This is a genomic window from Pseudomonas sp. S06B 330 (genome assembly GCF_002845275.2).
Lineage (GTDB): Bacteria > Pseudomonadota > Gammaproteobacteria > Pseudomonadales > Pseudomonadaceae > Aquipseudomonas.
The window spans coordinates 2821037-2844241 of the sequence record NZ_CP088149.1; the positions used below are offsets into that span (position 1 = coordinate 2821037).

Here is a 23205-nt window from a genome sequence, read left to right on the forward strand (position 1 = left end):
ATAAAAATACAAAACTCTTAAAGCTGGATGTTCCAGATTAAACTAATTGGTGGGCGTTTCAGTGTTTAAACTCAATAAGGACCTTGAGCTGCCGCCGCAGCTTAAATGGAAATTTTCGCATGAACCTGAATTGTTGAGCTGGACGGTCCGGGCGCGCAATTATAATACGTTTGTAGCTGATGCGATGTTTTGGTTCTGTTTTGCTGCAATAACGATTAGCTCTATTCTGATATATAGGAGCATGGACGATGATCCTGTTTTTGGTGGGCTTCTAACTCTATTGTTTTTTTCTAGTGTAAGTGTTTCCTTAGTGTCTATCACTCATCAGCGAATGAAGTTTGCCTATCGTTTCACTCCTACTGGAGTGGAATGCTGTGAATGGAAAGATTTTCCGGAGTGGGCCCTGACATTTTTGAAATGGCTTTCGGGGATAACGGCCATTTTTTTTGTTTTTATGGCAACCATTGATCCGTCATTCTTGCTTGGTGCGCTGATAGGTCCTGGCGGAATCGGATTGACGTATCTCTCGATGGCCTATTCAAAGAGTTATCGAGAAATGCAAACCCAATATCATCATCTGATATACGAGTGGAAAGATTTCACGCAGCTGGCTATTGCAACAAATAGAGAAGTAGTGGACTTGAAGTTTACTCATTTCGATCAGCGCCTTGGTCGAGTGGTGAGTTGGAGTCTGAATATTTTTTGCAAGCGAAAGCAAAAGGAAAAAGTGGCGGAACTTATCAGACCTTTTTTGTCCCCAGGTGTGCCTTTTATTAAGGCGAAAGTTAACGTGCCGCTCAGTACAGATTAATGGTTGAGCGTTGGTGGCAATTGGCCCAGTTTCTCGATGGAAACTGGGTCGATCCAACGCTGCTTGGGGCGTTGCCGGAAGGACCAAGAAATAGACTTGGCCCAGCGGATTCTGCTTACCCCTCGCGGGAGCAACACAGCCTTTGGCAAGTCTAGCTAGAGAGTCCCGCGACCAGCCCGAGTGCTGGCCAATAAAAATACAAAACTCTTAAAGCTGGATGTTCCAGATTAAACTAATTAGTGAGCGCTTCAGTGTTTGAACTCAATAAGAATCTTGAGCTGCCGCCGCAGCTTAAATGGAAATTTTTGCATGAGCCTGAATTGTTGGGCTGGACGATTCGGGCGCGTAACTATAACACTTTTGTAGCTGATGCGATGTTTTGGTTCTGTTTTGCTGTAATAATGATTAGCTCGATTCTGATGTATCGGAGCATGGATGATGACCCTGTTTTCAGCGGAATTTTAGCTGTATTGTTTTTTTCTGTTGTAAGTATTTCCTTGATATCCATCACCCATCAACGAATGAATTTTGCCTATCGCCTCACCCGGTCTGGAGTTGAATATTGCAAGTGGAAAGATTTTCCGGAGTGGGCTCTAACGTTTTTAAAATGGCTTGCAGGGATAACGGCGATTTTTTTTATCTTCATGGCAACCATTGATCCGTCATTCTTGCTCGGCGCGCTGATAGGTCCCGGTGGCGTGGGTTTGACGTACCTTTCGATGGCCTATTCAAAGAGCTATCGGGAAATACATACCGAATATCACCACCATGAATTTAAGTGAGATGAGTTTACACAGCTTGCCATTGCTACCAATCGAGAAGTCGTTGATTTGAAGTACAGCGTCATCCTAGAGGGGGATGATTTTACAACTAAGTGGAGTCTAAATATTTTTTGCAAGCGAAAGCAAAAGGAAAAAGTAGCGGAACTTATCAGGCCTTTTTTGTCCCCAGGTGTACCTTTTATTAAGGCAAAAGTTAACGTTCCACTCAGTACTGCCCCATAGAGATAGCATCAATTTCAAGTACAACATCCCCCAGAAGGGGATGCCAGCAGTGCTCTTGTATACCCGCATTGTGGGAGCCGGTCTTGCCGGCGATACGGGCCGTCAGGCCCGCGCCTCCCGTGGCATCCCCAACGCTCGCTCGGCGATGATATTGCGCTGGATCTCATTACTACCGCCATACAGGGTATCGGCCCGACTGAACAGAAACAGCGCCTGCAGCCGACTTAGTTGATACGGCGCCCCTTCAATCACCTCCGCTTCGTCGCCGAGCACATCCATCGCCAGTTTGCCCAGCTCGGCATGCCAGGTCGACCAGGCCAGCTTGTAGATCATCGCCTCACGCCGCAGGCTACCGTCCTGCGCCCCGGACAGCATGCGCAGCGAGTTGTAGCGCAACACCTTCAAGCCCACCCAGGCCTGGGCGATGCGCTGACGCATCAGCGGATCCTGCGCCGCGCCATTGCGTTTGGCCACGGCAATCACTTCTTCAAGCTCGTTGTGAAACTGCATCTGCTGGCCCAGGGTCGAGGCGCCACGTTCAAAACCGAGCAGGGCCATGGCGATCTTCCACCCTTCACCCGGCTGGCCAATCATGTTGTCCACCGAGGTGCTGGCCTGATCGAAGAACACTTCATTGAATTCGCTGCTGCCGGTCAGTTGCTCGATCGGTTGCACGCGGATCTGCGCCTGGTCCATCGGCACCAGCAGAAACGACAATCCCTGATGGCCGCGACTGCCCGGCTCGGTGCGTGCCAGCACAAAGCACCAGTCCGCCTCATGGGCCAGCGAGGTCCAGACTTTTTGCCCGCTGATCAGCCAGTGCTGGCCGCTGTCATCCAGGCGCGCACGGGTCTGCACGTTGGCCAGGTCCGAGCCAGCCCCCGGTTCCGAATAGCCCTGGCACCAGAACTGGGTGCCACTGAGAATGCCCGGCAAGAAGCGCTGTTTTTGCGCCGGGCTGCCGAACGCCGCCAGGGTCGGACCCACCAGGCCTTCGCCAATATGGCCCATCCGTCCGGGGCCACCGGCACGGGCATATTCCTCATGAAAGATCACCTGACGGGTCAGGCTCAGCCCACGACCGCCATCGGCTGCACGCCAGCCCACGCCGATCCAGGCACCCGTCGCCAGTTCGCGCTCCCAGGCTTTGCGTGCTTCAGGAAAGCTGTGTTCATCCCCAGGGCCACCGCGGAAGCGCAGGGCCGCAAACTCACCTTGCAGGTGTGCATTCAGCCAGAGGGCCACGTCGGCGCGGAATACTTCATCGTCGGCGCTGAATCCGATTTTCATGGCGATTCTCCAAAAAGCTGCGCCGCCAAACGTTCGCGGTGCAGGGCAGGGGCGCCGAGCAACTGCTCGCTGGCGCGGGCGCGTTTGAAATACAGGTGCGGGTCGTATTCCCAGGTAAAACCGACGCCACCGTGCAACTGAATCGACTCGGCGGCACTGTTGAAAAACGCCTCGCTGGCATGAATCTGGGCGGTGGCAGCTGCTGCCAGCAGCTCAGCGGCAACGGCCACATCGCCCGCTGGATCAAGACATTCCTGGGCTACACAGGCGGCGTACCAGGCCGCTGAACGGGCGCACTCCAGTTGCAACATAAGGTCGGCACAGCGGTGTTTGATCGCCTGGAAGCTGGCAATCGCGCGGCCGAACTGATGGCGCTCGGCGGTGTAGGCCAGGGTCAGGTCCAGCGCTTGCTGAGCACCACCCGTCTGCTCGGCGGCCAGGCCAATGGCGCCTATCAACAGCACATCACGCAGCAGCGGCCAGGCCTGGCCAGCTTCGGTGAGCAACTGTGCCGGCCCGACCGTCACGTCCTGCAACACAATCCGCGCCAAGCGGCGGGTCTGGTCGAGGGTCGGTAACGGTTGGCGAGCGACGCCCGCGCTGTCGGCGGGCAGGGCGAACAGGCAGATACCGCGTTCACCCTGGCTGCCCGGTAGCCGCGCGGCGACGATCAGCAGCTCGGCCTGGGCGCCGTCGAGCACCTGCAAGTAACTGCCACGCAAGCGATAGCCGTCGGCTTCAGGCAAGGCCTGGACCTGCACGCAGTCGGCCTCGAGCCCTGGCTCGCTGGCAAACGCCAATGTCGCGGTGGTGCCGCTGGCAATTGCCCCCAGCCAGTGATCCTGCACGCTCGCCTTGCTGGCCAGTAACAGCGCAGGGGTGGCCAGGCAGGTGGTGGCCAGCAGCGGGGCGCAGAGCAAGTGGCGGCCGCTTTGTTCAAGCAGGATCGCCAACTCGACAAAGCCCAGCCCCAGCCCGCCGAAGCGCTCGGGAATCATCAGTGCTGGCCAGTACAGCTCGGTGCTGATGCGCTGCCACAAGGCCGGGTCGTACCCCTCGGGGCGGGCCATGGCGGCGCGCACCGCCGAGGAATCGCTGACCTGGGCGAGGAAGCGCGCGGCGCTGTCCTGAATCATCAGTTGTTCTTGATTAAAGGCGAACTCCATAAGCGTCGACTCGGTTACGGCGGATAGAGGTTCGAGTCTAGGAGTGGCGCTTTTGCTGCCGAATCATTGAAACGGACTAGTCCGCCAGCACCCGGCAGCGCAGGCGGGGCGTAGTCTCAACGGACGATGATGGCGACACCCGCGCTTCGCACAATGGCCGCAAGTACCGAATTTGCCATTCAGGAGCAACGGCATGATCGAGATTCGTGGATTGAGCTATTTCGTCGCCATGAGCGAGAACCTCAGCCAATGGCAGCGCTACGCCGAGGATGTACTGGGCATGCAGGTGGTGCCGGCGCCTTCCGGCGGGCTGTACGTGAAGATGGACGAGCGTCCGTTTCGCATGTTGATCGTCGAAGGCAGCGAGCCGCGCTACCTGGCCTCGGGCTGGGAACTGGCCTCGCAGGCTGCGTTTGAGGCTGCCTTGGATCACCTGAACAGCCTCGGCGTCGAGTGGCAGCACGGCAGCGCCGAGCAGGTCGAGCAGCGCGGTGTGCAAGCGCTGGTCAGCCTCAAGGACCCGTCGGGCAACTGCCACGAACTGAGCTGGGGCCATCGCTCCGACTGTCAGCCATTTGTCTCGCCGCAAGGCGTACCGCACTTTATCACCGGCGACATGGGCCTGGGTCACACCGTGCTGCCCGCGCCGAATTTCGACGCCACCTTGGCCTTTGCCAAGCAAGTGCTGGGCTTCGAGCTGTCGGACATCTTCAACTTTCGTCCCGAGCCGTCGGCGCCGCCGATCCGCATCCACTTTCTGCATTGTCGCAACGCCCGTCACCACAGCCTGGCCCTGGCCGAGTACCCGGTGCCTTCGGGCTGCGTGCATGTGATGGTCGAAGTCGACTCGATGACCGAAGTCGGTCGCGCCCATGACCGCTTGCTGGCCCATGACGTACGCCTGTCGGCAACCCTCGGCCAGCACCTGAACGACCGCATGACCAGCTTCTACATGAAGACGCCGTCGGCCTTTGACCTGGAGTACGGCTTTGGCGGCCTGCAGGTCGACTGGGCCGAACATTCGGCCTTCGAATTCACCCGCGTGAGCATCTGGGGGCACGACTTTTCGGTCGGCCAACGGTAAGGAACCTGCACATGAATAAACAACTGACAGCGGCCGACGCGGTCGCGCAACTGCGCGATGGCATGACCATCGGCTTCGGTGGCTGGGGCCCGCGGCGCAAGCCCATGGCGATGGTTCGTGAAATCCTCCGTTCGCCGGTCAAGGACCTGACCGTGGTTGCCTACGGTGGCCCGGAAGTGGGCATGCTCTGCGCTGCCGGCAAGGTGCGCAAGTTGATCTTCGGTTTTGTCACCCTCGACGCGATTCCGCTGGAGCCTTACTACCGCAAGGCACGCGAAGCTGGTGAGCTGGAGTTGCTGGAGCTCGACGAAGGCATGTTCCAGTGGGGCTTGCGCGCCGCCGGCATGCGCCTGCCGTTTCTGCCGACCCGTTGTGGCCTGGCCACCGATATCACGGCGCTGAACCCCGCGCTCAAGACCGTGGCCTCACCCTACGCCGATGGTGAGGTGCTGCTGGCCATGCCGGCGCTGGAGCTGGACGTGGCGTTCCTGCATGTCAACGTCGCCGACCGCCTGGGCAACTGCCTGGTCACCGGCCCCGACCCGTATTTCGATCACCTGTTCGCCCGCGCCGCGCAGCAGTGCTTCGTCTCCTGCGAGCGCCTGGAAGAGCGGCTGTCGCTGGATGCCGAGCAGGCCCGTTTCAACACCTTCGAGCGCTACCTGGTGACGGGCGTGGTCCACGCGCCACTCGGTGCCCATCCGACGTCCTGCCCGTCGGACTACGGCTGGGACCTTCAGCACCTGAAGGGCTATGTCGCCAGCAGTCAGCAAGCGCAGGGCTGGGATGAGTATGTCAGCACCTACGTGACAGGCGGTGAGCAAGCCTATCAAGACGCCAACGGTGGCGCCGCACGCATGGGCACATTGCCCCTGCCTGTGTTCTGAGGAGGATGAAAAATGTCTGCAACCTGTGAATTCACCCTCGCCGAACTGATGATCGTCGCCGCCTCCGAAGCCTGGCGTGGCGACGGTGAAGTGATTGCCTCGGGCCTGGGCGTGATCCCGCGCCTGGGGGCGAGCCTGGCCAAACTGACCCATAGCCCGCAGCTGTTGATGACCGACAGCGAAGCGTTTCTGGTCGAGGAACCGGTGCCGCTTGGGCCAAGGGCGGAGGGCTACCAGCCGCGCTATTCGGGGTATCTGTCATTCGAGCGGGTGTTCGAATGCGTCTGGGGTGGGCGCCGGCACGCGATGATCGGCCCGACTCAGATCGACCGCTGGGGCCAAACCAACCTGTCGTGCATCGGCAACTACTACAAACCGAAAAGCGCGATCCTCGGCGTACGGGGCCTGCCGGGCAACAGCATCAACCACCTCAACTCGTTCTTCGTACCCAACCACAACAACCGGGTGTTCGTCAGCGGTGAGGTGGACATGGTCTCGGGCGTCGGCTTCAAGGCCGAGCGCTGGCCGCAGGACGTACGGCGTGACCTGATGGACATCCGCCGGGTGGTCACCGACCTTTGCACCCTGGATTTCGACGGCCCGAACCGCGCCGCTCAAGTGCGCACCCTGCACCCCGGTGTGAGCTTCGATGAAGTTCAGGACAAGACCGGTTTTCCGTTGCTCAAGTCGCCACTGCTACAGGAAAGCGCGCACCCGAGCGCCGAGCAACTGGCGCTGATTCGTCGCCTCGACCCCCACGATTACCGTGCTGCGGCGATCAAGGGTAACCCGCCCGGCATCCGTATCGCCTGACCCAAGGAGCGCCAACATGCACAACAGCGACAGCCAGTTCGTGGTTCGTGACGACCTTGCGGTCTACGAGACCGAGGCGCCGGTGCTCTACAGCGTGGCCGAGCACATTGCCACGCTGACGCTGAATCGGCCGGCCTACAACAACGCGCAGAACTCGCAGATGACCTATGCGCTGGATGCCGCGTTTCGCCAGGCGGTGGACGATGACCAGGTCAAGGTGATTGTCCTGCGCGGTGCCGGCAAGCATTTTTCCGCAGGGCACGACATCGGTACGCCGGGGCGTGACATCAACAAACCCTTCGAGCGCGCCCATCTGTGGTGGGACCACACCAACAAGCCGGGCGGCGAGCAGTTGTATGCCCGTGAGCAGGAAGTGTACCTGGGCATGTGCCGACGCTGGCGCGAGCTGCCCAAGCCGACCATCGCCATGGTCCATGGCGCCTGTATCGCCGGAGGGCTGATGCTGGCCTGGGTCTGCGACCTGATTGTCGCCAGCGACGATGCCTTTTTTCAGGATCCGGTGGTGCGCATGGGCATCCCCGGGGTGGAGTATTTCGCTCACCCCTACGAGCTTAACCCGCGTATCGCCAAGGAATTTCTATTCACTGGCGACCGCATGAGCGCAGCCCGCGCCTATGAAATGGGCATGGTCAACCGTGTACTGCCCGCCGCAGAGCTTGAACAGGCGACCTACGCCCTGGCAGCCACTGTTGCCCGCCAGCCGCGCATGGGCCTGGCCCTGACCAAACAGGCAATCAATCACGTTGAAGACCTGCAAGGCAAACGCACCGCCATGGACGCAGCGTTTGCCTGGCATCACTTCGCCCATGCCCATAACGAACTGCTCTCGGGCGATAAACTCGGCGGCTTCGATGCTAAAGGCATGGTCCAGGCGAATCGTCAGGACCATGCCAACCGCCAGGACCCGTCGTCATGAGCAGCTGGATGAACACTGCGCTGACCGAAGCCCTGGGTTGTCGCTACCCGATTGTGCAGACGGCCATGGGCTGGGTCGCCGATGCCAACCTGGTGATTGCCACCAGCCACGCGGGGGGCTTTGGTTTCCTCGCTGGCGCGACCATAGCCGGCAAGGACCTGGAAGGCGAGATCCGCAAGGTCATCGACGCCACCGGTGGCAGCAATTTCGGCCTGAATTTCCATATGTTTCAGGACAACGCCGGGCAGTGTGTCGACCTGGCCATCCGCTACCGCCTGCGCGCGGTCAGTTATGGCCGCGGCCCCGATGCGCAGACCATCGCCCGTTTCAAAGCGGCCAAGGTCCTGTGCATTCCCACGGTGGGCGCCGTCAAGCACGCGCAGAAGGCCCAGGCCCTGGGCGCTGATCTGATCACCATCCAGGGCGGCGAGGGCGGTGGTCATACCGGCGGCGTACCCAGTTCGATCCTGCTGCCGCAGGTGCTCGATGCCGTCAGCGTGCCCGTGATCGCTGCCGGTGGTTTTGCCACCGGGCGCGGCTTGGCCTCGGCGCTGGCTGCCGGCGCCAGTGGTATTGCCATGGGCACGCGGTTTTTGATGACCCGCGAGTCGCCGACCCCGGCCGCCACCCTTGAGCGCTATCTGCAGGTTGCCGATCCGCAGCAGGTGCGGGTCACCACGGCCGTGGATGGCATGCGCCACCGCATGATCGAGAACCCCTTTATCAACCGCCTGGAACAGGCGGGCCCGTTTGGCCGGCTGCGTATCGCCCTGGGTAGCGCCTGGCAGTGGAAGCAGCACACCGGCATGAGCCTTGGACACATGCTCGGGGTGTTTGTGCGTGGCCTGCGCGAAGACCCGGCGGCGCTGTCGCAGGTGGTCATGGCCGCCAACCAGCCGGTGCTGCTGCAACGCTCGATGGTCGATGGCCTGCCGGACGAGGGAATTCTACCCAGCGGCCAGGTGGCTGCGGCCATCGATGAGCTGCTCAGTTGCCGCGACGTAATCGAGGGCATTGCCGCTGAAGCGGAGCGTTGCCTGAACAGCTTGCTGGCCCGGCGCCTGCCGAATTGTGAACCTGCACCTGCCATTCACCTGGCGAACACTGGAGAAACCCTGTGAATCCTGCCTTTACGTCCCAACTCAATGCCGGGATCGCTGAACTGGTGATCGCCAACCCGCCGGTCAACGCCCTGGACAGCCAGCAATGGCAAGGATTGGCTGATCACATCGAGGCGTTGGGGGCTAACCCTGAAGTCCGTGTGATCGTCATTCGCGCCGAAGGGCGCGGCTTCTGCGCGGGGGTCGACATCAAGGAACTCGATGCGCACCCCGAGCGGATTGTCGCGGTCAACGCCGGTAACTACGCCACCTTCAAGGCGGTGCACCGCAGCCCGGTGCCGGTGATCGCGGCGGTGCACGGCTATGTGCTCGGTGGCGGCATCGGCATCACCGGCGCCGCTGACATTGTCGTTGCCGCCGAATGCGCCAGCTTCGCCTTGCCTGAAGTCGACCGCGGCGCCATGGGCGGCGGTGCGCACCTGCAACGCCTGTTTGGGGTGCAGAAGGTGCGTTACCTGTTCTTCACCGGCGACAGCATTGGTGCCCGTGAGGCCAGCCAGTACGGTTTCATCGAGCGCGTAGTACCGCGCGAGCAGTTGCGGGAAACCGCCCTGGGGATCGCCGCACGCATCGCCAGCAAGAGCCCGCAGATGATCCGTATCGCCAAAGAAGCGCTCAACGGCATTGAAGACGGCAACCTGGAAGACAAATACCGCTGGGAGCAGGGCTTCACCCTGCAGGCCTACAACAGCCCGGATTCGGCCGAAACGCGCCGGGCCTTCGTCGAAAAACGCGACGCGAAGTTCTGAGGGAACGCCATGGAGCTTACCTATACGTCTGAACAGCATGCCTTTCGCGCCGAAGTGCGCGCCTGGCTCAAGGACAACCTGCCGCGCCAGCCGCTGGCCAGTTATGACACCCGCGAAGGCTTTGAGCAGCACCGCGCCTGGGAGGCCACGCTGTTCGACAGTCGGCTGTCGATGGTCATGTGGCCGGCCGAGCTGGGTGGGCGTGGCTGCGGCCTGATTGAATGGTTGATCTTCGAAGAGGAGTACTACGGCGCCGGCGCGCCGATGCGGGTTAACCAGAACGGTCAGTTGCTGCTCGGCCCGACCCTGATGGAGTTCGGCACCGAGCAACAGAAAAAGCACTTCTTGCCGCGCATGGCTGCCAGTATCGACATGTGGGCCCAAGGGTGGTCGGAGCCCAATGCCGGTTCCGACATGGCGGCGATTACCAGCAAGGCGCTGCTCGAGGGGGATCACTACGTGCTCAACGGCCAGAAAACCTGGTCGACCCGGGCGATCTACGCCGACTGGCTGTTCGGCCTGTTTCGCAGTGAGCCGGGTTCTACCCGCCATCACGGGCTGTCGTTCTTGATGGTGCCACTGAACGCGCCCGGCGTGAGTATCCGTCCGATCAAGGCCCTCAATGGCAAGGACGCCTTTGCCGAAGTGTTCTTTGACGATGTACGCGTGCCCATGGCCAACCGGATCGGTGCCCAGGGCGAAGGCTGGCACGTGGCAATGGCCACCGCCGGTTTCGAGCGCGGCCTGTTGCTGCGCTCGCCGGCACGCTTCCAGTACACCGCACGCAAATTGGTCGAGCTGTACCTGGCTCATCAACAGAGCGCCGACCGCGACCCGGGCCTGCGCGATGCGGTGCAGGACTGCTGGATGAGCGCCGAGGCTTATGCCTTGTCGGCCTATCACACGGTCGGGCGGTTGAGCCAGGGCGCGCAGATTGGTGCCGAATCGAGCATCAACAAAATCATCTGGTCAGAGCTGGACCTGAAGATGCACGACACCGCCATGCGCCTGCTCGGCGCCCGCGGCGAACTGCTGGCCAGTGCCCCGGCCGCCGGTGATGCGGCGGGCTGGCTGGAGGGTTTTCTGTTCGCCCAATCCGGGCCGATCTACGCCGGCACCAACGAAATCCAGCGCAACATCATTGCCGAGCGGATGCTCGGTTTGCCGAAGTAGGAGCAGGCCATGGACTTCACCTTTAGCGATGACCAGCTGACCTTCCGCGAGGCCATCAGCCGTTTTCTGATGACCGAAGCGGCGCCGGAAATGCTCCGGGAAATTTGGGACACCGACGCCGGCCGTTCCCCGGACCTGCGCAACAAAATTGCCTCCCAGGGCCTGACCGCCTTGTCGGTGCCTGAAGCCGAAGGTGGGTTGGGCATGGACGATGTGGCCTGGGCACTGATGACCCAGGAGCTGGGTTACTACGCCATTCCCGACTCACTGGCCGATACTGCCTATGTCGCTGCCGGGCTGTTGGCCGGGCTGCCCGCCGAGCATCCAGCCCGGGCCCGATTGCTGCCACGGATCGCCGATGGCAGCTTGCGCCTGGCCATCGGCCACCCGGTGAACTCGTTGGTCAGCGATGCGCAGTTGGCCGAAGTGCTGATTCTGTGTGACGGCAATGCCATCCACGCGGTGCCGCGGGCCGAGGTGGACGTGGAAGCGAACCCCAGTATCGATGCCTCGCGGCGTCTTGGCCGGGTCAGCTGGCGTGCCACTCCCGCGACCTTGCTGATCGAGGGCGAACAAGGCCGCGTCTTGCAGGCCCAACTGCTCGACCGTGGCGCGTTGTCGGTGGCCGGGCAATTGCTCGGCCTGGCCCAGCGCATGCTCGATCTGTCCGTGGACTATGTGGCCCAGCGCAAGCAGTTCGGCAAGCCGATCGGCAGCTTCCAGGCGGTCAAACACCACCTGGCCGATGTCGCCCGGCAGATTGAACAGGCCAAGCCGGTACTGTACCGCGCCGCCCACGGCCTGGCCCGTGGTGAGGGCAGTGCTGGACGCTGGGTGTCGCAGGCACGCTTAGCCTGCTGCGAAGCCAGCTGGCTGGCGGCGCGCAAGGGTATCCAGGTGCACGGCGCCATGGGTTACACCTGGGAAGTCGATCTGCAGATGTTCATGAAGCGTGCCTGGTCGCTGGATGCGGCCTGGGGCGACCGTGGTTTTCATAAATCCCGTGTTGGTGACTACCTGTTCGCCGCCGGTGCTCGGCTCGGCCCGGGCCATACCTTCGAGGACTGACCCATGCCCCAGGCTTATATCGTTGACGCCCTGCGCAGCCCGACCGGCAAGCGCAAGGGCGCGCTGTCGCAGGTTCATGCCATCGACCTGGGCGCCCATGTGCTCAAGGCCCTGGTGCAGCGCAACGGCATTCCCGCCGAAGAGTACGATGATGTCATTTTCGGTTGTGTCGACACCATCGGCGCGCAGGCAGGTGACATCGCCCGCACCAGTTGGCTGGCTGCCGGCCTGCCCCTGAATGTGCCGGGCACCACGGTGGACCGCCAGTGCGGCTCGTCGCAGCAGGCCGTGCATTTCGCCGCCCAGGCGGTGATGAGCGGCACCCAGGACGTGGTCGCTGTAGGCGGGGTACAGACGATGACGCGCATCCCGATCAGTTCGGCGATGCTCGCCGGCCAGCCCCTGGGTTTCCCGGACCCCTTCAGTGGCAGCGTCGGTTGGCGCAAGCGCTTTGGTGATCAGCCAGTGAACCAGTTCTATGCCGCCCAGCGCATTGCCGAGCATTGGCAGTTGAGCCGCGAGCAGATGGAAGTGTTCGCGCTGCAAAGCCATCAGCGCGCCCTGGCCGCCATTGACAGTGGCCGATTTGATCGCGAGATCGTCGCCTACGGTGAGCTGCGCCAGGATGAAACCCCGCGCCAGACCAGCCTTGAGAAAATGGCCAGCCTGGACCCGGTGGACCCGCAGTACCCGTTGATCACTGCGGCGGTTTCCAGTCAAACCTGCGACGCCTCGGCGGCGCTGCTGGTGGTGTCGGAGGCGGCGCTCAAGCGCTATGACCTGACGCCACGGGCGCGCATTCATCACCTGACGGTGATGGGCGATGACCCCATCTGGCACCTCACCGCGCCCATTGCCGCCACCCGCAAGGCCTTGCAAAAGACCGGATTGCGCATGGCGGATATCGACCGGGTGGAAATCAACGAGGCCTTTGCCTCGGTGGTCATGGCCTGGGCCAAGGCGCTGGACTACGACCCGGCGCGTACCAACGTCAACGGTGGTGCCATTGCCTTGGGCCACCCGTTGGGTGCAACCGGCGCGCGCCTGATGACCACGTTGCTCAACGAACTGGAATGCAGCGGTGGCCGCTATGGCCTGCAGACCATGTGCGAAGGCGGCGGCCAGGCCAACGTCACCCTTATTGAACGTCTGTGAATCCCAGGAGCGCCTCATGGCAATGTGTAACGGTCGTACGGTAATTATCACCGGTGCAGGTGGCGGCCTCGGTCGCGCCTATGCGCTGGCCTTCGCTGCCGAGGGGGCGAATGTCGTGGTCAACGATATTCGTGACGAAGCGGCCCGCGATGTGGTTGGGCAGATCCTGGCGGCGGGTGGCCAGGCCATCGCCAACAGTGATGACATTACTTCCCTGGAGCATGCACAGCGCATCGTCGAGGCCGCGTTGGCGGCGTTCGGCGAGGTGCACGTGCTGGTCAACAATGCCGGGGTGTTGCGTGACCGGCTGTTTCTGAGCTTGTCGGAAGATGACTGGGACACGGTGATGCGTGTGCACCTGAAGGGTCATTACTGCTTGGCCAACCTGCTGGCACGGCGCTGGCGCGACTTGGCCAAAGCCGGTACGCCAGTGGCTGGGCGGATCATTAACACCAGTTCCGGGGCAGGGTTGCAGGGCTCGATTGGACAGTCCAATTATTCGGCGGCCAAGGGCGGGATTGCTTCGCTGACCTTGGTGCAAGCGGCGGAGCTTGGGCGTTATGGCGTCACCGCCAATGCCCTGGCTCCGGCCGCCCGCACGGCAATGACGGAAGGGGCGATGCCTGAGTTGGTCAAGAAACCCGAGGATGGCAGTTTTGATGCCTGGGCGCCGGAGAATGTCGCGCCGCTGGTGGTGTGGTTGGGCAGTGAGCAGTCCGGGCATGTGACCGGTCAGGTGTTCGAGAGCCAAGGCGGGCGGATTTCGCTTGGCGATGGTTGGCGCACCGGTGTCACCCGTGACAAGGGCGCTGCGTGGCGGGTAGAGGAGGTGGGGGCTGCCGTGGATCAGATCCTTGCCGAGGCGCCCAGCGCGCAGAAAGTCTGGGGTAGCTGATTCACAGCGAGTGCATTTGTAGCCGCTGCCGCCAGGCTGCGATCGACTGCAACGCAGTCGCACCAGGGGCCAGACATAAGTCAGCTTTTGTGGCCGCTTCGCGCCCAATCGCAGCCTAGCGGCAGCGGCTACGAAGCTTATACCCCGTTTTGACGATGTTCCCCGCAAGGCAAGACTTTATACCTGACAGCGTCTAGATCCTCTGGAGATTAACGCTGTGAAACAAGCCCCCCCTTATGTGCCCGGCCACCAATTGCTGGCCGGCAAGTCTGTTCTGATCACTGCCGCCGCCGGTGCCGGTATCGGCTACGCCGCCGCCCGGCGCAGTGCCGAAGAAGGTTGTCGGACGTTGATGATTTCTGATGTGCATCCGCGCCGATTGGAAGACGCCGTCGAACGGCTCAAAGCCGAAACCGGTTTGCAGGCGGTCTACGGCCAGTTGTGTGATGTCACCTGCGAGGAGCAGGTGCAGGCGCTGGTGGCCAGCGCCGAAAGCGCACTGGGCGGTGTTGACGTATTGATCAACAACGCAGGCTTGGGTGGGCAGAAGAGCGTGGTCGAGATGAGCGACGCCGAGTGGTCCAAGGTGCTCGATGTCACCCTTACCGGCACGTTTCGCATGACCCGCGCCATGCTCCCTGCCATGCAGCAACGCGGCGCCGGGGTGATCGTCAACAACGCCTCGGTGCTCGGCTGGCGGGCGCAGAAGGAACAGGCCCATTACGCTGCGGCCAAGGCCGGGGTGATGGCGCTGACCCGCTGCAGCGCCCTGGAAGCCGCCGAGTTCGGTGTACGCATCAACGCCGTGGCACCGTCGATTGCCTTGCATGACTTTCTCAAGAAGGCCTCCAGCGAAGCACTGCTGGCCAGCCTCGCCGGGCGTGAGGCGTTTGGCCGTGCTGCCGAGGTCTGGGAAGTGGCCAACGTGATGATGTTCCTGGCCAGTGACTACGCCTCCTACATGGTCGGCGAAGTGCTGTCGGTCAGCTCGCAGCAAGCCTGAGGACGTGTAAATGACTCATGTATTTACCAGCGCTCAGGCGCTGCTCGACGCCGAGGGCATGGACCTGGGCCGCACCGACTGGCTGAGCATCAGCCAGCAGCGGATCAACCTGTTCGCCGACGCCACTGGCGATCACCAATGGATTCATGTCGATCCCGAGCGGGCTGCCAGCGGCCCGTTTGGCGCCTGTATCGCCCACGGCTACCTGACCCAGGCCCTGGCCAACCTGTTCATGCCGCAGTTAATGCGCGTCGAGAACCTGGCCATGGGCGTCAACTACGGTTGCGACCGCGTGCGTTTCCCTGCGCCGGTAGCAGTGGGTTCGCGGGTGCGCGGCCACGCCCACGTACTGCGCGCAGAAGCCATTGGCAGCGCCGTGCAATTGGTGGTGCGGGTCAGCGTCGAGATCGAGGGCCAGGAGCGCCCAGGCTGTGTGGTCGACACTATCAGCCGTTACACCTTCAACCCTGTCAGCGAGTGAATCTGTCCATGGACCAGCATGAAGTAGTTATCGTCGCCACCGCCCGTACGGCGCTGGCCAAGTCCTTTCGCGGTTCGTTCAACGACACCGAGGCCCCCGTCCTGGGCGGCCATGTGGTACGCGCGGTGCTGCAACGCGCCGGCATCGAGGCTGATGCCGTCGAGGACGTGATCATGGGCGCCGCCGTTCAGCAGGGCACCCAGGGTTACAACATCGGCCGACTCTGCGCTTACACCGCCGGCTTGCCCGACAGTGTGCCGGGCATGGCCCTGGACCGTATGTGCGCCTCGGGGTTGATGAGTATCGGCGTCGCTGCCAAGGGCATTCTCGCCGGGGAGATGAGCATTGCCGTCGGCGGCGGCGTCGAGTCGCTGTCGTTGACCCAGACCAAACACAAGAACAGCTACCGGGCGCGTTCCGAAGCGGTGCTGGAAGTGATGCCCAGTGCCTACATTCCGATGATTGAAACCGCCGAGATCGTCTCCCGGCGCTATGGCATCAGCCGCGCCGCGCAGGATGATTACAGCCTGCAGAGTCAGCAACGCACGGCAGCAGCCCAGCGCGCCGGGCTGTTCGATGAGGAAATAGTCGGCCTGAGCGTCAACACGTTGCTGCTGGACAAGGAGGGCAAGCCGGCCGGTCACGAATCGGTGTGGGTTGACCGCGACGAATGCAACCGCCCGGACACGCGCCTGGAGGACCTCGCCGCGCTTAAGCCAGTGTGGAAGGACGGCCAGTGGGTCGAGCAGGGCGCTTTCGTCACGGCGGGCAACGCGTCGCAATTCTCTGACGGTGCTGCAGCGTGCTTGCTGATGAGTCGCGCCGAAGCTCGGCGTCGCGGCCTGAGCCCGTTGGGCATCTACCGAGGTATTGCGGTGGCCGGTTGCGCACCTGAGGAAATGGGTATCGGCCCGGTGCTGGCGGTGCCGAAACTGCTCAAGCGCTTTGGCTTGACGGTGGCCGACATCGATCTCTGGGAAATCAACGAAGCCTTTGCCTGCCAGGTCCTGCATTGCCGCGATGCACTGGGCATTGCGCCCGAGCGCCTGAACGTCAACGGCGGCGCTATCGCCATTGGCCATCCATTTGGCATGTCCGGGGCGCGTATGGTTGGTCACGCCTTGCTGGAGGGGCGTCGGCGTGGGGCGCGGTACGTGGTGGTGGCCATGTGCATCGGCGGCGGCATGGGCGCGGCAGGGCTGTTCGAACTGGCCTGACTAGGCCATTTGGACGATGTAGGGCAGGTGGGGCGAGCTGATGATCCGGGCAACAATAACAACAGGATCAACGCCCCATGTGCCTCTCTCCACGACCTTTCTCTCGGAGCCCGGTATGCGCCAGCTGATCGGATACGCTGTCAGCGGCGTGATCCTGGCCGCCGTGGCTTTTGCTTTCGCGCCACGCAACCCGCAGCCCTTGGCCGCGACTCAACTTCAGGTCGACCGGGTGCAGGTCAATGCGCTGCTGGTCAATGGCCCGCAGTTGTTGGCGGCCGGCGAGCGTGGCACCTTGCTCAGCAGTGTCGACAGCGGTCGCTCCTGGCATGCAGCGCAGGTCTCGAGTGCACGGCAAGCGACGCTCACGGGCCTGATCGCACTCACTCCCCAGGTACTGGTTGCTGTCGGTCACGATGGCTGGATTCTGCGGTCCGATGATGGCGGTCGCAACTGGCAGGAAACCCGCTACGACGCTGATCTTGGCGAGCCGTTGCTGGGCGTCTGGAGCGCGGATGGCGAGCATGTGGTGGCGTACGGCAGCTACGGCAAGTACCTGGAATCCAGCGATGCAGGCCAGCACTGGCAGGCGCGCGAGATGCTCGGCGATGGCGCCCACTTCAACGGCATGGACGGTGACCGCCAAGGGCGACGTATGCTGGTCGGCGAGCAGGGCCTGGTCCTGCGGTCTGACGACGGCGGCCGCCATTGGCAACCACTGACACCGTTCTACAACGGCTCACTGTTTGGCGTGGTCACCCTATCGGCCTCGCATTGGGTCGCTTATGGCATGCGTGGGCAAGTGTTTCGCAGCGAGGACTTTGGTGACAGCTGGCAGCGCGTCGAGTTGAACAGTGCGCAGCCAATCTACGGCCATGCGCGCTTGCCGGGCGACGCCGGGGTGGTGCTGGTCGGGGCCGGCAGCCAGTTGATCCACCTGGACGCCCAAGGCCGCCTGCTCGACAGCAGTCGGCGCAACGGCCTGGGTACCCTGACTTCAGCCGTGGCCCTCAATGCCCGTCACCTGCTGGTGGCTGGTGAACGCGGTGTCTCCCAGGGACCGGACAGCGGCCTTGCCGCCCATGCACAGTGAGCTTCCCATGACGTCGACTTCTTCTAGGCTGCAACGCTGTGTGCGGGGCTGTGCCGATCTGTTGCTCAATCATCGGCGGCGCTGGCTCGGCCTGTTTCTGCTGATCAGCCTGGCACTGGGCTACAGCGCCACTCAGGTACGCCTTGATCCGGGGTTCAACAAACAGATCCCGGTGCGTCATGAGTACATGCTCAACTTCCTCGACTTCAGTCGCCAGTTCACCGGTGCCAATCGCTTGCTGGTCAACGTGCATTGGAAAGGCGAGGGGGATATCTACAACCCGCAGTTCCTCGATGTGCTGCAGAAAGTCACCGACGATGTGTTCTTCATTTCCGGGGTCAGCCGCCCCAGCGTGACCTCGCTGTTCACCCCCAATGTGCGCTATGTGGAAATCACCGAAGAAGGCTACGTGGGTGATCTGGTGGTGCCGCCGCAGTATGCCGGTACTGCCGACGACCTGGCCAAGGTACGTAGCAACGCTGCCCGTGCCGGGCAGATCGGCCGCTTGCTGGCCAATGACCAGCGCTCGGCGCTGGTGCGCGCCGACCTGCAGGACACTGACCCGAAAACCGGTCAGCCGGTGTCGTATGTCGAGATTGCCCAGCGTCTGGAAGACATTCGCGCCCGTTACAGCAGCGCCGACATCGAGATCAATGTAGTGGGCTTTGCCAAGCTGGTAGGCGATGTGGTCGAGGGCCTGAACACGGTGTTGATGTTCTTTGCCGTGGCCTTTGTCATCACCGCACTGTTGCTGTGGCTGTATACCCGTTCGCTGACCTTGACCTTGGTGGCGCTGGTGGTTGCGCTGCTGCCGGTGGTGTGGCTGCTCGGCCTGCTGCCGCTGTTGGGTCTGGGCATCGACCCAATGTCCGTGTTGGTGCCGTTTTTGATCTTCTCCATCGGCGTGTCGCATGCCGTACAGATGAGCAACGCCTGGCGCCAGGAGGTGCTGGCCGGCAGCGATTCGCGCCAGGCCGCACACGCGGCGTTCTGCGCGATCTTCATACCCGGCGCGCTGGCCTTGCTGATGAATGCCCTGGGCTTTGCCGTGATCATGCTGATCGACATCCCCATCGTCCACGAACTGGGTGTCACCGCGTGCATCGGGGTGATGCTGATGATCGTCACCAACAAGATGCTCTTGCCATTGATACTGGCGGGCTTGAAGGTCGCGCCCAGGCCCCGCACGGCCACCGCGCGGACTCACCGCCACGCTCTGTGGTGGCGCCTGTCGGCCTTGGCCGAGCCGCGCCCGGCCCTGGTGGTGTTCGGCCTCAGTCTGGTACTGCTCGGCGCCGGTGTGCTCAAGGCGCGACAGCTGGAAGTGGGTGATATCGGAGTCGGAGCGCCGGAACTTCGCGCTGACTCGCGCTACAACCAGGACAACCAGCAGATCATCAGCAGCTACTCCATCGGCCTGGATGTATTGGCGGTGTTCGTCCAGACCGCAGCCGGCAGTGAAGCCTGTCTCAATCCGCAGGTGATGCGTGCGGTGGAGGCGTTCGATTTTCAAATGCGTGCGGTGGCCGGGGTGCAGTCGGTGCAGAGTGTGGCCGGCATGGGCAAGGAAATGATCGCCGGCAACAACGAGGGTAACCCGCGCTGGTCGGCTATCCCGGGTTCGTCCCGGGGGCTGCAGCAAGGCTCGCTGGCCTATTCGGCCGACTCCGGGCTGGTCAGCGAAGGCTGTCAGCGCATGCAGATCCTGGTGTTCCTCAACGATCATGAGGGCGCCACGGTGTTCCATGTGGTCAATGAGGCCAAGCGCATCATCGCTGCGGTTCAGCTACCCGAGGTGCAGTTCAAACTGGCTGGGGGCAATGTCGGGGTCATGGCCGCGTCCAATGAGGCGGTCAAGCACGCTGAGGTGATCATGTTGGCCGCGCTGTTCTGTTCAGTGGCGCTGTTCTGCCTGCTGACCTTCCGCTCGCTGCGTGCGGTGCTGTGCATCGTCGTGCCGCTGGGGGTGGTGGCGATTCTGTGCAATGCGCTGATGGCGATGCTCGGTATTGGCCTGAAGGTTGCCACCTTGCCGGTGATGGCCTTGGGGGTGGGTGTTGGCGTGGACTACGGGATTTACCTGTACGAGCGTATCCAGCACGAAATGGCCGACGGTGCGCAGCTGCGCGAAGCCTTCTACCGTGCCATGTGCCAACGCGGCACCGCCGCCGTGTTCACGGCGCTGACCATGGCCATCGGTGTCGGTACCTGGGCATTTGCGCCGCTCAAGTTGCAGGCTGACATGGGCATCCTGCTGGCGTTCATGTTCCTGGTGAACGTGCTCGGGGCGATTTTCCTGCTGCCGGCGTTGGCGGCCTGGTTCAATCAGGGCAAGCCACTGGTGGCTGTGGGTGCTGGCGTTGCAAGCGATGCAGGCAACGCGCATTCACTGGCACCGCGCTGAGTTATTGCCGGCAAGGCCGGCTCCCACCGTTTGAACCGCATCAATCCAACACAGCGTGCACGGCCGGGCAACCTGCCGCGCCTTGGGAGTGTGTTTATGCAAAGCCGTATGCCGAACTCGCAGGTCCTGGCGCAGATGGGGCTGGATGTCGAGGACTATGAACAGCTCATCGGTAACCTCTACGACGGCGCACTGGACACCCGCCGTGTGGCCGAGGCCTTGCGCCAGTTACAAGGGCTGTTCCAGGCCAATATCGTCACCCTGATCTTGCGTGCGGTGGATGAGCCGTACCTGTCGCCGATGCTGGCGGTAGGCGAAGTCAACGGTGCCGGGGAAATCCAGCATTACGCCTATTACAGCAAGTCGACCCCCTTCAATAATCTGCCGCTGGACCAGGTCTTCACCATTGATGACCTGATGACGGAAGCCGAGTGGCTGGGCTCGTCGTTCTACCTGTTGTACTGCCAGCCCTATGGCTGCTTTCAGATGCTTGGCGCCGATATCAGCATGCCCGATGGCGGCAAGCTGCGGATTCGTATCAATCGCCGCCGCGATCAGCCCAAGTTCAGCGACAGTGAGCGGGCGCTGTGCGCCATGTTGCTGCCGCACCTGCGTCGGGCCCTGCACCTGCATGCGCAACTGGACCGCAGCGAGTCGTTGGGCAGTCTGTATTTTCAGGCCATCAGCCGCTTGTCGGTGGCCACCATTGTCCTCGATGAGAGCGGCAGTGTGCTGCAGCTCAACCCGGTGGCGCGCGACATCCTCGACAGCAATGACGGCCTGAAACTGGTGGGCGGACGCCTGGAGGCCACCTATCCCAGCGACAACCGCGAGCTTTCGCGCCTGGTGCGCGACGCCTTCCAACGTGCGCGTCAGGGCGATATCGGCCACTGCAACGCCGCGGCGTTGTCGATCTCTCGACCTTCCGGGCAGGTCAACCTGGGGGTGGTGGTGGAGCTGATTCCGTCCCAGGACTGGGTCGAGGGCAAGGGCCAGCCGACGGTGGTGGTGTATGTGCGCGATGCGGTGGGCAAGTCGCTGGTCAGCAACCTGGCGACGGCGCAGTTGTACAACCTGACCCCGGCGGAAACCGGCCTGGCCATGGAACTGGCTAACGGCCTGTCGCTGGAGGAAGCCTCGGAGGTGCTCAACATCCGCCGCAACACCGCTCGCGCGCACCTGCGCTCGATCTTTTCCAAGACCGGGGTGCGGCGCCAGACCGAACTGGTGCGCATTCTGCTCAACAGTGTGGTGGCCCTGGGGCCGCCCGGGGCCTTGCCGCCGGCGATCAAGGCGGCCGGGTAAAAATGCGTTAGTCCGAGCAGACGATGTCCGGGCTTTGCAGCGCTGTCGATACTGGGCCACCGCTATCGGAAAACCACGGAGAACAACAATGACCGAGCGTAATTCATTTGCCCGCAAGGCACACGTCCATCACCGCCCCTGGCTGCTGGCGGTGCTGCTCGGCTGCGCCAGCGCAGGCCCTGTCAGTGCCGCACCTGAGGATGCCGCACGCCTGGGCAGCGAGCTGACCTGTGTCGGCGCTGACAAGCGCGGCAATGCCGACGGCAGTATTCCGGCGTACAGCGGCCAGTGGCTGGGGGTGCCGCCGCAGGTGCAGTTCAAGGGCACCGGTCATCATCCGGTTGACCCGTACCCCGATGAGAAACCCCTGCTCGTGATCACCGCGGCCAACCTTGCGCAGTACGCCGACTACCTGTCGGACGGGCAGAAGGCCTTGTTCAAGCTCTACCCCGACAGCTACCAAATGCCCATCTATCCCACCCACCGGGATTTCCGCTTCGCTGACTCGGTGTGTGAGGCGACCCGCGAAAACGCCAGCATCGCGCGCCTGGTCGATGACGGCGAAGGCGTGGTGGGCAAGACCGGCGGCACGCCGTTTCCGGTGCCGCGCAGTGGCCTGGAGTTGCTGAAGAACGCCTCTACCTTTACGTTGCGGGCCTGGACCGAGGAATACGTTTCCGATAACGCCTATGTGCTCAAAGACGGCAACATCAACTGGGGTCGGGTGCACTCGCGCAACTTGGCGCCGGCACTGCAACCGGGCAAGATCGGTGAAACCGTAGGTAACTCCTCGTTCTACCTCAACGAAACCCTGCTACCGCAGCGCGACAAGGGGGAGATCAACACCGGCACCGAGTTCTGGAACGACAAGACCGAACCACGCCAGAGCTGGCGTTATGATCCGGGCACGCGGCGGGTACGGCAGTCGCCAGGCTACGGGTTCGACATGGCGTTTCCCGGCTCCGGTGGCTCGATCACCGTTGATGAGGTGCGTCTGTTCAACGGCTCCGGCCAGCGCTACGACTGGAAGATCGTCGGCAAGCGCGAAATGTTCATCCCCTACAACACCTACCGCCTGCACGCGGCCAACCTCAAATACGCCGACCTGTTGACTCCAGGCCATATCAATCCCCAGGCCATGCGCTATGAGCGCCATCGAGTGTGGGAACTGGAGGGCACGCTCAAGCCTGGCTACCGCCACCTGTACGGCAAACGCAAGTTGTACATCGATGAAGACACCTGGTTCCCGATGCTGGCCGACAACTACGACAACCGTGGCGAGCTGTGGCGCACCTCGATGGTCAACTACTTCTATGCCTATGAAAGCCAGGTGCCGCAGGCCGGTGTTGGCCTGTACCACGACCTTAACGCCGGTAGTTACCTGGCGTTCAACCTGATCAACGAACAGCGCAATGGTTATGTGCTCAACAAGGGCGGTTTCACCCCGCGTGACTTCGGCCCCGAGGCGGCGCGTCGGGCTGGGCAATAGGACTGCTTGGTTGATCTAGTCCATTTGAAGGATGAGCGGCCCGCCAGGGCTGCTCAATGATGT

General features: G+C 62.3%; 21 protein-coding genes. 19 read left to right on the plus strand and 2 right to left on the minus strand.

Annotated features, from left to right (window positions below; translation table 11 throughout):
- Positions 1-61 precede the first annotated feature (61 nt).
- Complete coding sequence (locus CX511_RS12610) at positions 62-811, plus strand: hypothetical protein (protein WP_220639145.1); 750 nt, start codon at positions 62-64, stop codon at positions 809-811.
- Positions 812-1062: 251 nt separating this feature from the next.
- Positions 1063-1593 carry a hypothetical protein gene (locus CX511_RS12615; RefSeq protein ID WP_310794528.1) on the plus strand — a complete coding sequence of 177 codons (531 nt, stop codon included), beginning with the start codon at positions 1063-1065 and terminating at the stop codon, positions 1591-1593.
- 324 nt (positions 1594-1917) lie between these two features.
- Here the strand turns inward: CX511_RS12615 and CX511_RS12620 are convergent, their stop codons facing one another.
- Positions 1918-3105: an acyl-CoA dehydrogenase family protein gene (locus CX511_RS12620; protein ID WP_101291947.1), complete on the minus strand. Its 1188-nt coding sequence runs from the start codon at positions 3103-3105 to the stop codon at positions 1918-1920.
- Positions 3102-4271, minus strand: coding sequence for an acyl-CoA dehydrogenase family protein (locus CX511_RS12625; RefSeq protein WP_101291946.1), 1170 nt, complete (start codon positions 4269-4271; stop codon positions 3102-3104). The genes CX511_RS12620 and CX511_RS12625 overlap by 4 nt, the downstream gene beginning before the upstream one ends.
- A gap of 193 nt (positions 4272-4464) precedes the next feature.
- Between CX511_RS12625 and CX511_RS12630 the strand changes: the two genes are divergently transcribed.
- The 17 genes from CX511_RS12630 (at position 4465) to CX511_RS12710 (ending at position 23142) form a co-directional block, all read left to right on the plus strand.
- Positions 4465-5355 carry a VOC family protein gene (locus CX511_RS12630; RefSeq protein WP_045184898.1) on the plus strand — a complete coding sequence of 297 codons (891 nt, stop codon included), beginning with the start codon at positions 4465-4467 and terminating at the stop codon, positions 5353-5355.
- Between the two features lie 11 nt (positions 5356-5366).
- The gene (locus CX511_RS12635) at positions 5367-6242 is read left to right on the plus strand and encodes a CoA transferase subunit A (RefSeq protein WP_045184901.1); all 876 of its coding nucleotides are present in this window, start codon (positions 5367-5369) and stop codon (positions 6240-6242) included.
- 12 nt (positions 6243-6254) lie between these two features.
- Complete coding sequence (locus CX511_RS12640; RefSeq protein WP_101291945.1) at positions 6255-7055, plus strand: CoA-transferase subunit beta; 801 nt, start codon at positions 6255-6257, stop codon at positions 7053-7055.
- 16 nt (positions 7056-7071) lie between these two features.
- Positions 7072-7992: an enoyl-CoA hydratase gene (locus CX511_RS12645; RefSeq protein ID WP_045184906.1), complete on the plus strand. Its 921-nt coding sequence runs from the start codon at positions 7072-7074 to the stop codon at positions 7990-7992.
- Complete coding sequence (locus tag CX511_RS12650) at positions 7989-9113, plus strand: NAD(P)H-dependent flavin oxidoreductase (protein WP_101291944.1); 1125 nt, start codon at positions 7989-7991, stop codon at positions 9111-9113. The genes CX511_RS12645 and CX511_RS12650 overlap by 4 nt, the downstream gene beginning before the upstream one ends.
- Positions 9110-9862 carry an enoyl-CoA hydratase family protein gene (locus tag CX511_RS12655; RefSeq protein ID WP_045184912.1) on the plus strand — a complete coding sequence of 251 codons (753 nt, stop codon included), beginning with the start codon at positions 9110-9112 and terminating at the stop codon, positions 9860-9862. Before CX511_RS12650 ends, CX511_RS12655 begins: the two co-directional genes overlap by 4 nt.
- Before the next feature lie 9 nt (positions 9863-9871).
- Positions 9872-11035, plus strand: coding sequence for an acyl-CoA dehydrogenase family protein (locus CX511_RS12660; RefSeq protein WP_101291943.1), 1164 nt, complete (start codon positions 9872-9874; stop codon positions 11033-11035).
- A 9-nt stretch (positions 11036-11044) separates the two neighbouring features.
- Positions 11045-12103 carry an acyl-CoA dehydrogenase family protein gene (locus tag CX511_RS12665; protein ID WP_045184917.1) on the plus strand — a complete coding sequence of 353 codons (1059 nt, stop codon included), beginning with the start codon at positions 11045-11047 and terminating at the stop codon, positions 12101-12103.
- A gap of 3 nt (positions 12104-12106) precedes the next feature.
- The gene (locus CX511_RS12670; RefSeq protein WP_045184920.1) at positions 12107-13258 is read left to right on the plus strand and encodes an acetyl-CoA C-acetyltransferase; all 1152 of its coding nucleotides are present in this window, start codon (positions 12107-12109) and stop codon (positions 13256-13258) included.
- A 16-nt stretch (positions 13259-13274) separates the two neighbouring features.
- Positions 13275-14153, plus strand: coding sequence for an SDR family oxidoreductase (locus tag CX511_RS12675; protein WP_045184922.1), 879 nt, complete (start codon positions 13275-13277; stop codon positions 14151-14153).
- A gap of 217 nt (positions 14154-14370) precedes the next feature.
- A complete protein-coding gene (locus CX511_RS12680; protein ID WP_101291942.1) occupies positions 14371-15156 on the plus strand; it encodes an SDR family oxidoreductase in 786 nt (261 codons plus the stop codon).
- A 10-nt stretch (positions 15157-15166) separates the two neighbouring features.
- Entirely contained in the window at positions 15167-15637 is a 471-nt protein-coding gene (locus CX511_RS12685; RefSeq protein ID WP_045184928.1) for a MaoC family dehydratase, read from the plus strand.
- A gap of 8 nt (positions 15638-15645) precedes the next feature.
- Positions 15646-16854: an acetyl-CoA C-acyltransferase gene (locus CX511_RS12690; protein ID WP_101291941.1), complete on the plus strand. Its 1209-nt coding sequence runs from the start codon at positions 15646-15648 to the stop codon at positions 16852-16854.
- A gap of 115 nt (positions 16855-16969) precedes the next feature.
- Positions 16970-17944 (plus strand): WD40/YVTN/BNR-like repeat-containing protein, encoded by a 975-nt coding sequence (locus tag CX511_RS12695; RefSeq protein ID WP_045184934.1) that lies wholly within the window; start codon positions 16970-16972, stop codon positions 17942-17944.
- A gap of 7 nt (positions 17945-17951) precedes the next feature.
- The gene (locus CX511_RS12700; protein ID WP_101291940.1) at positions 17952-20348 is read left to right on the plus strand and encodes an efflux RND transporter permease subunit; all 2397 of its coding nucleotides are present in this window, start codon (positions 17952-17954) and stop codon (positions 20346-20348) included.
- 96 nt (positions 20349-20444) lie between these two features.
- Positions 20445-21653, plus strand: a complete 1209-nt coding sequence (locus CX511_RS12705; RefSeq protein ID WP_045184939.1) for a helix-turn-helix transcriptional regulator — start codon at positions 20445-20447, stop codon at positions 21651-21653.
- Between the two features lie 88 nt (positions 21654-21741).
- On the plus strand, positions 21742-23142 hold the full coding sequence (locus CX511_RS12710) for a DUF1329 domain-containing protein (protein WP_101291939.1): 1401 nt from the start codon (positions 21742-21744) through the stop codon (positions 23140-23142).
- Positions 23143-23205: the final 63 nt, after the last annotated feature.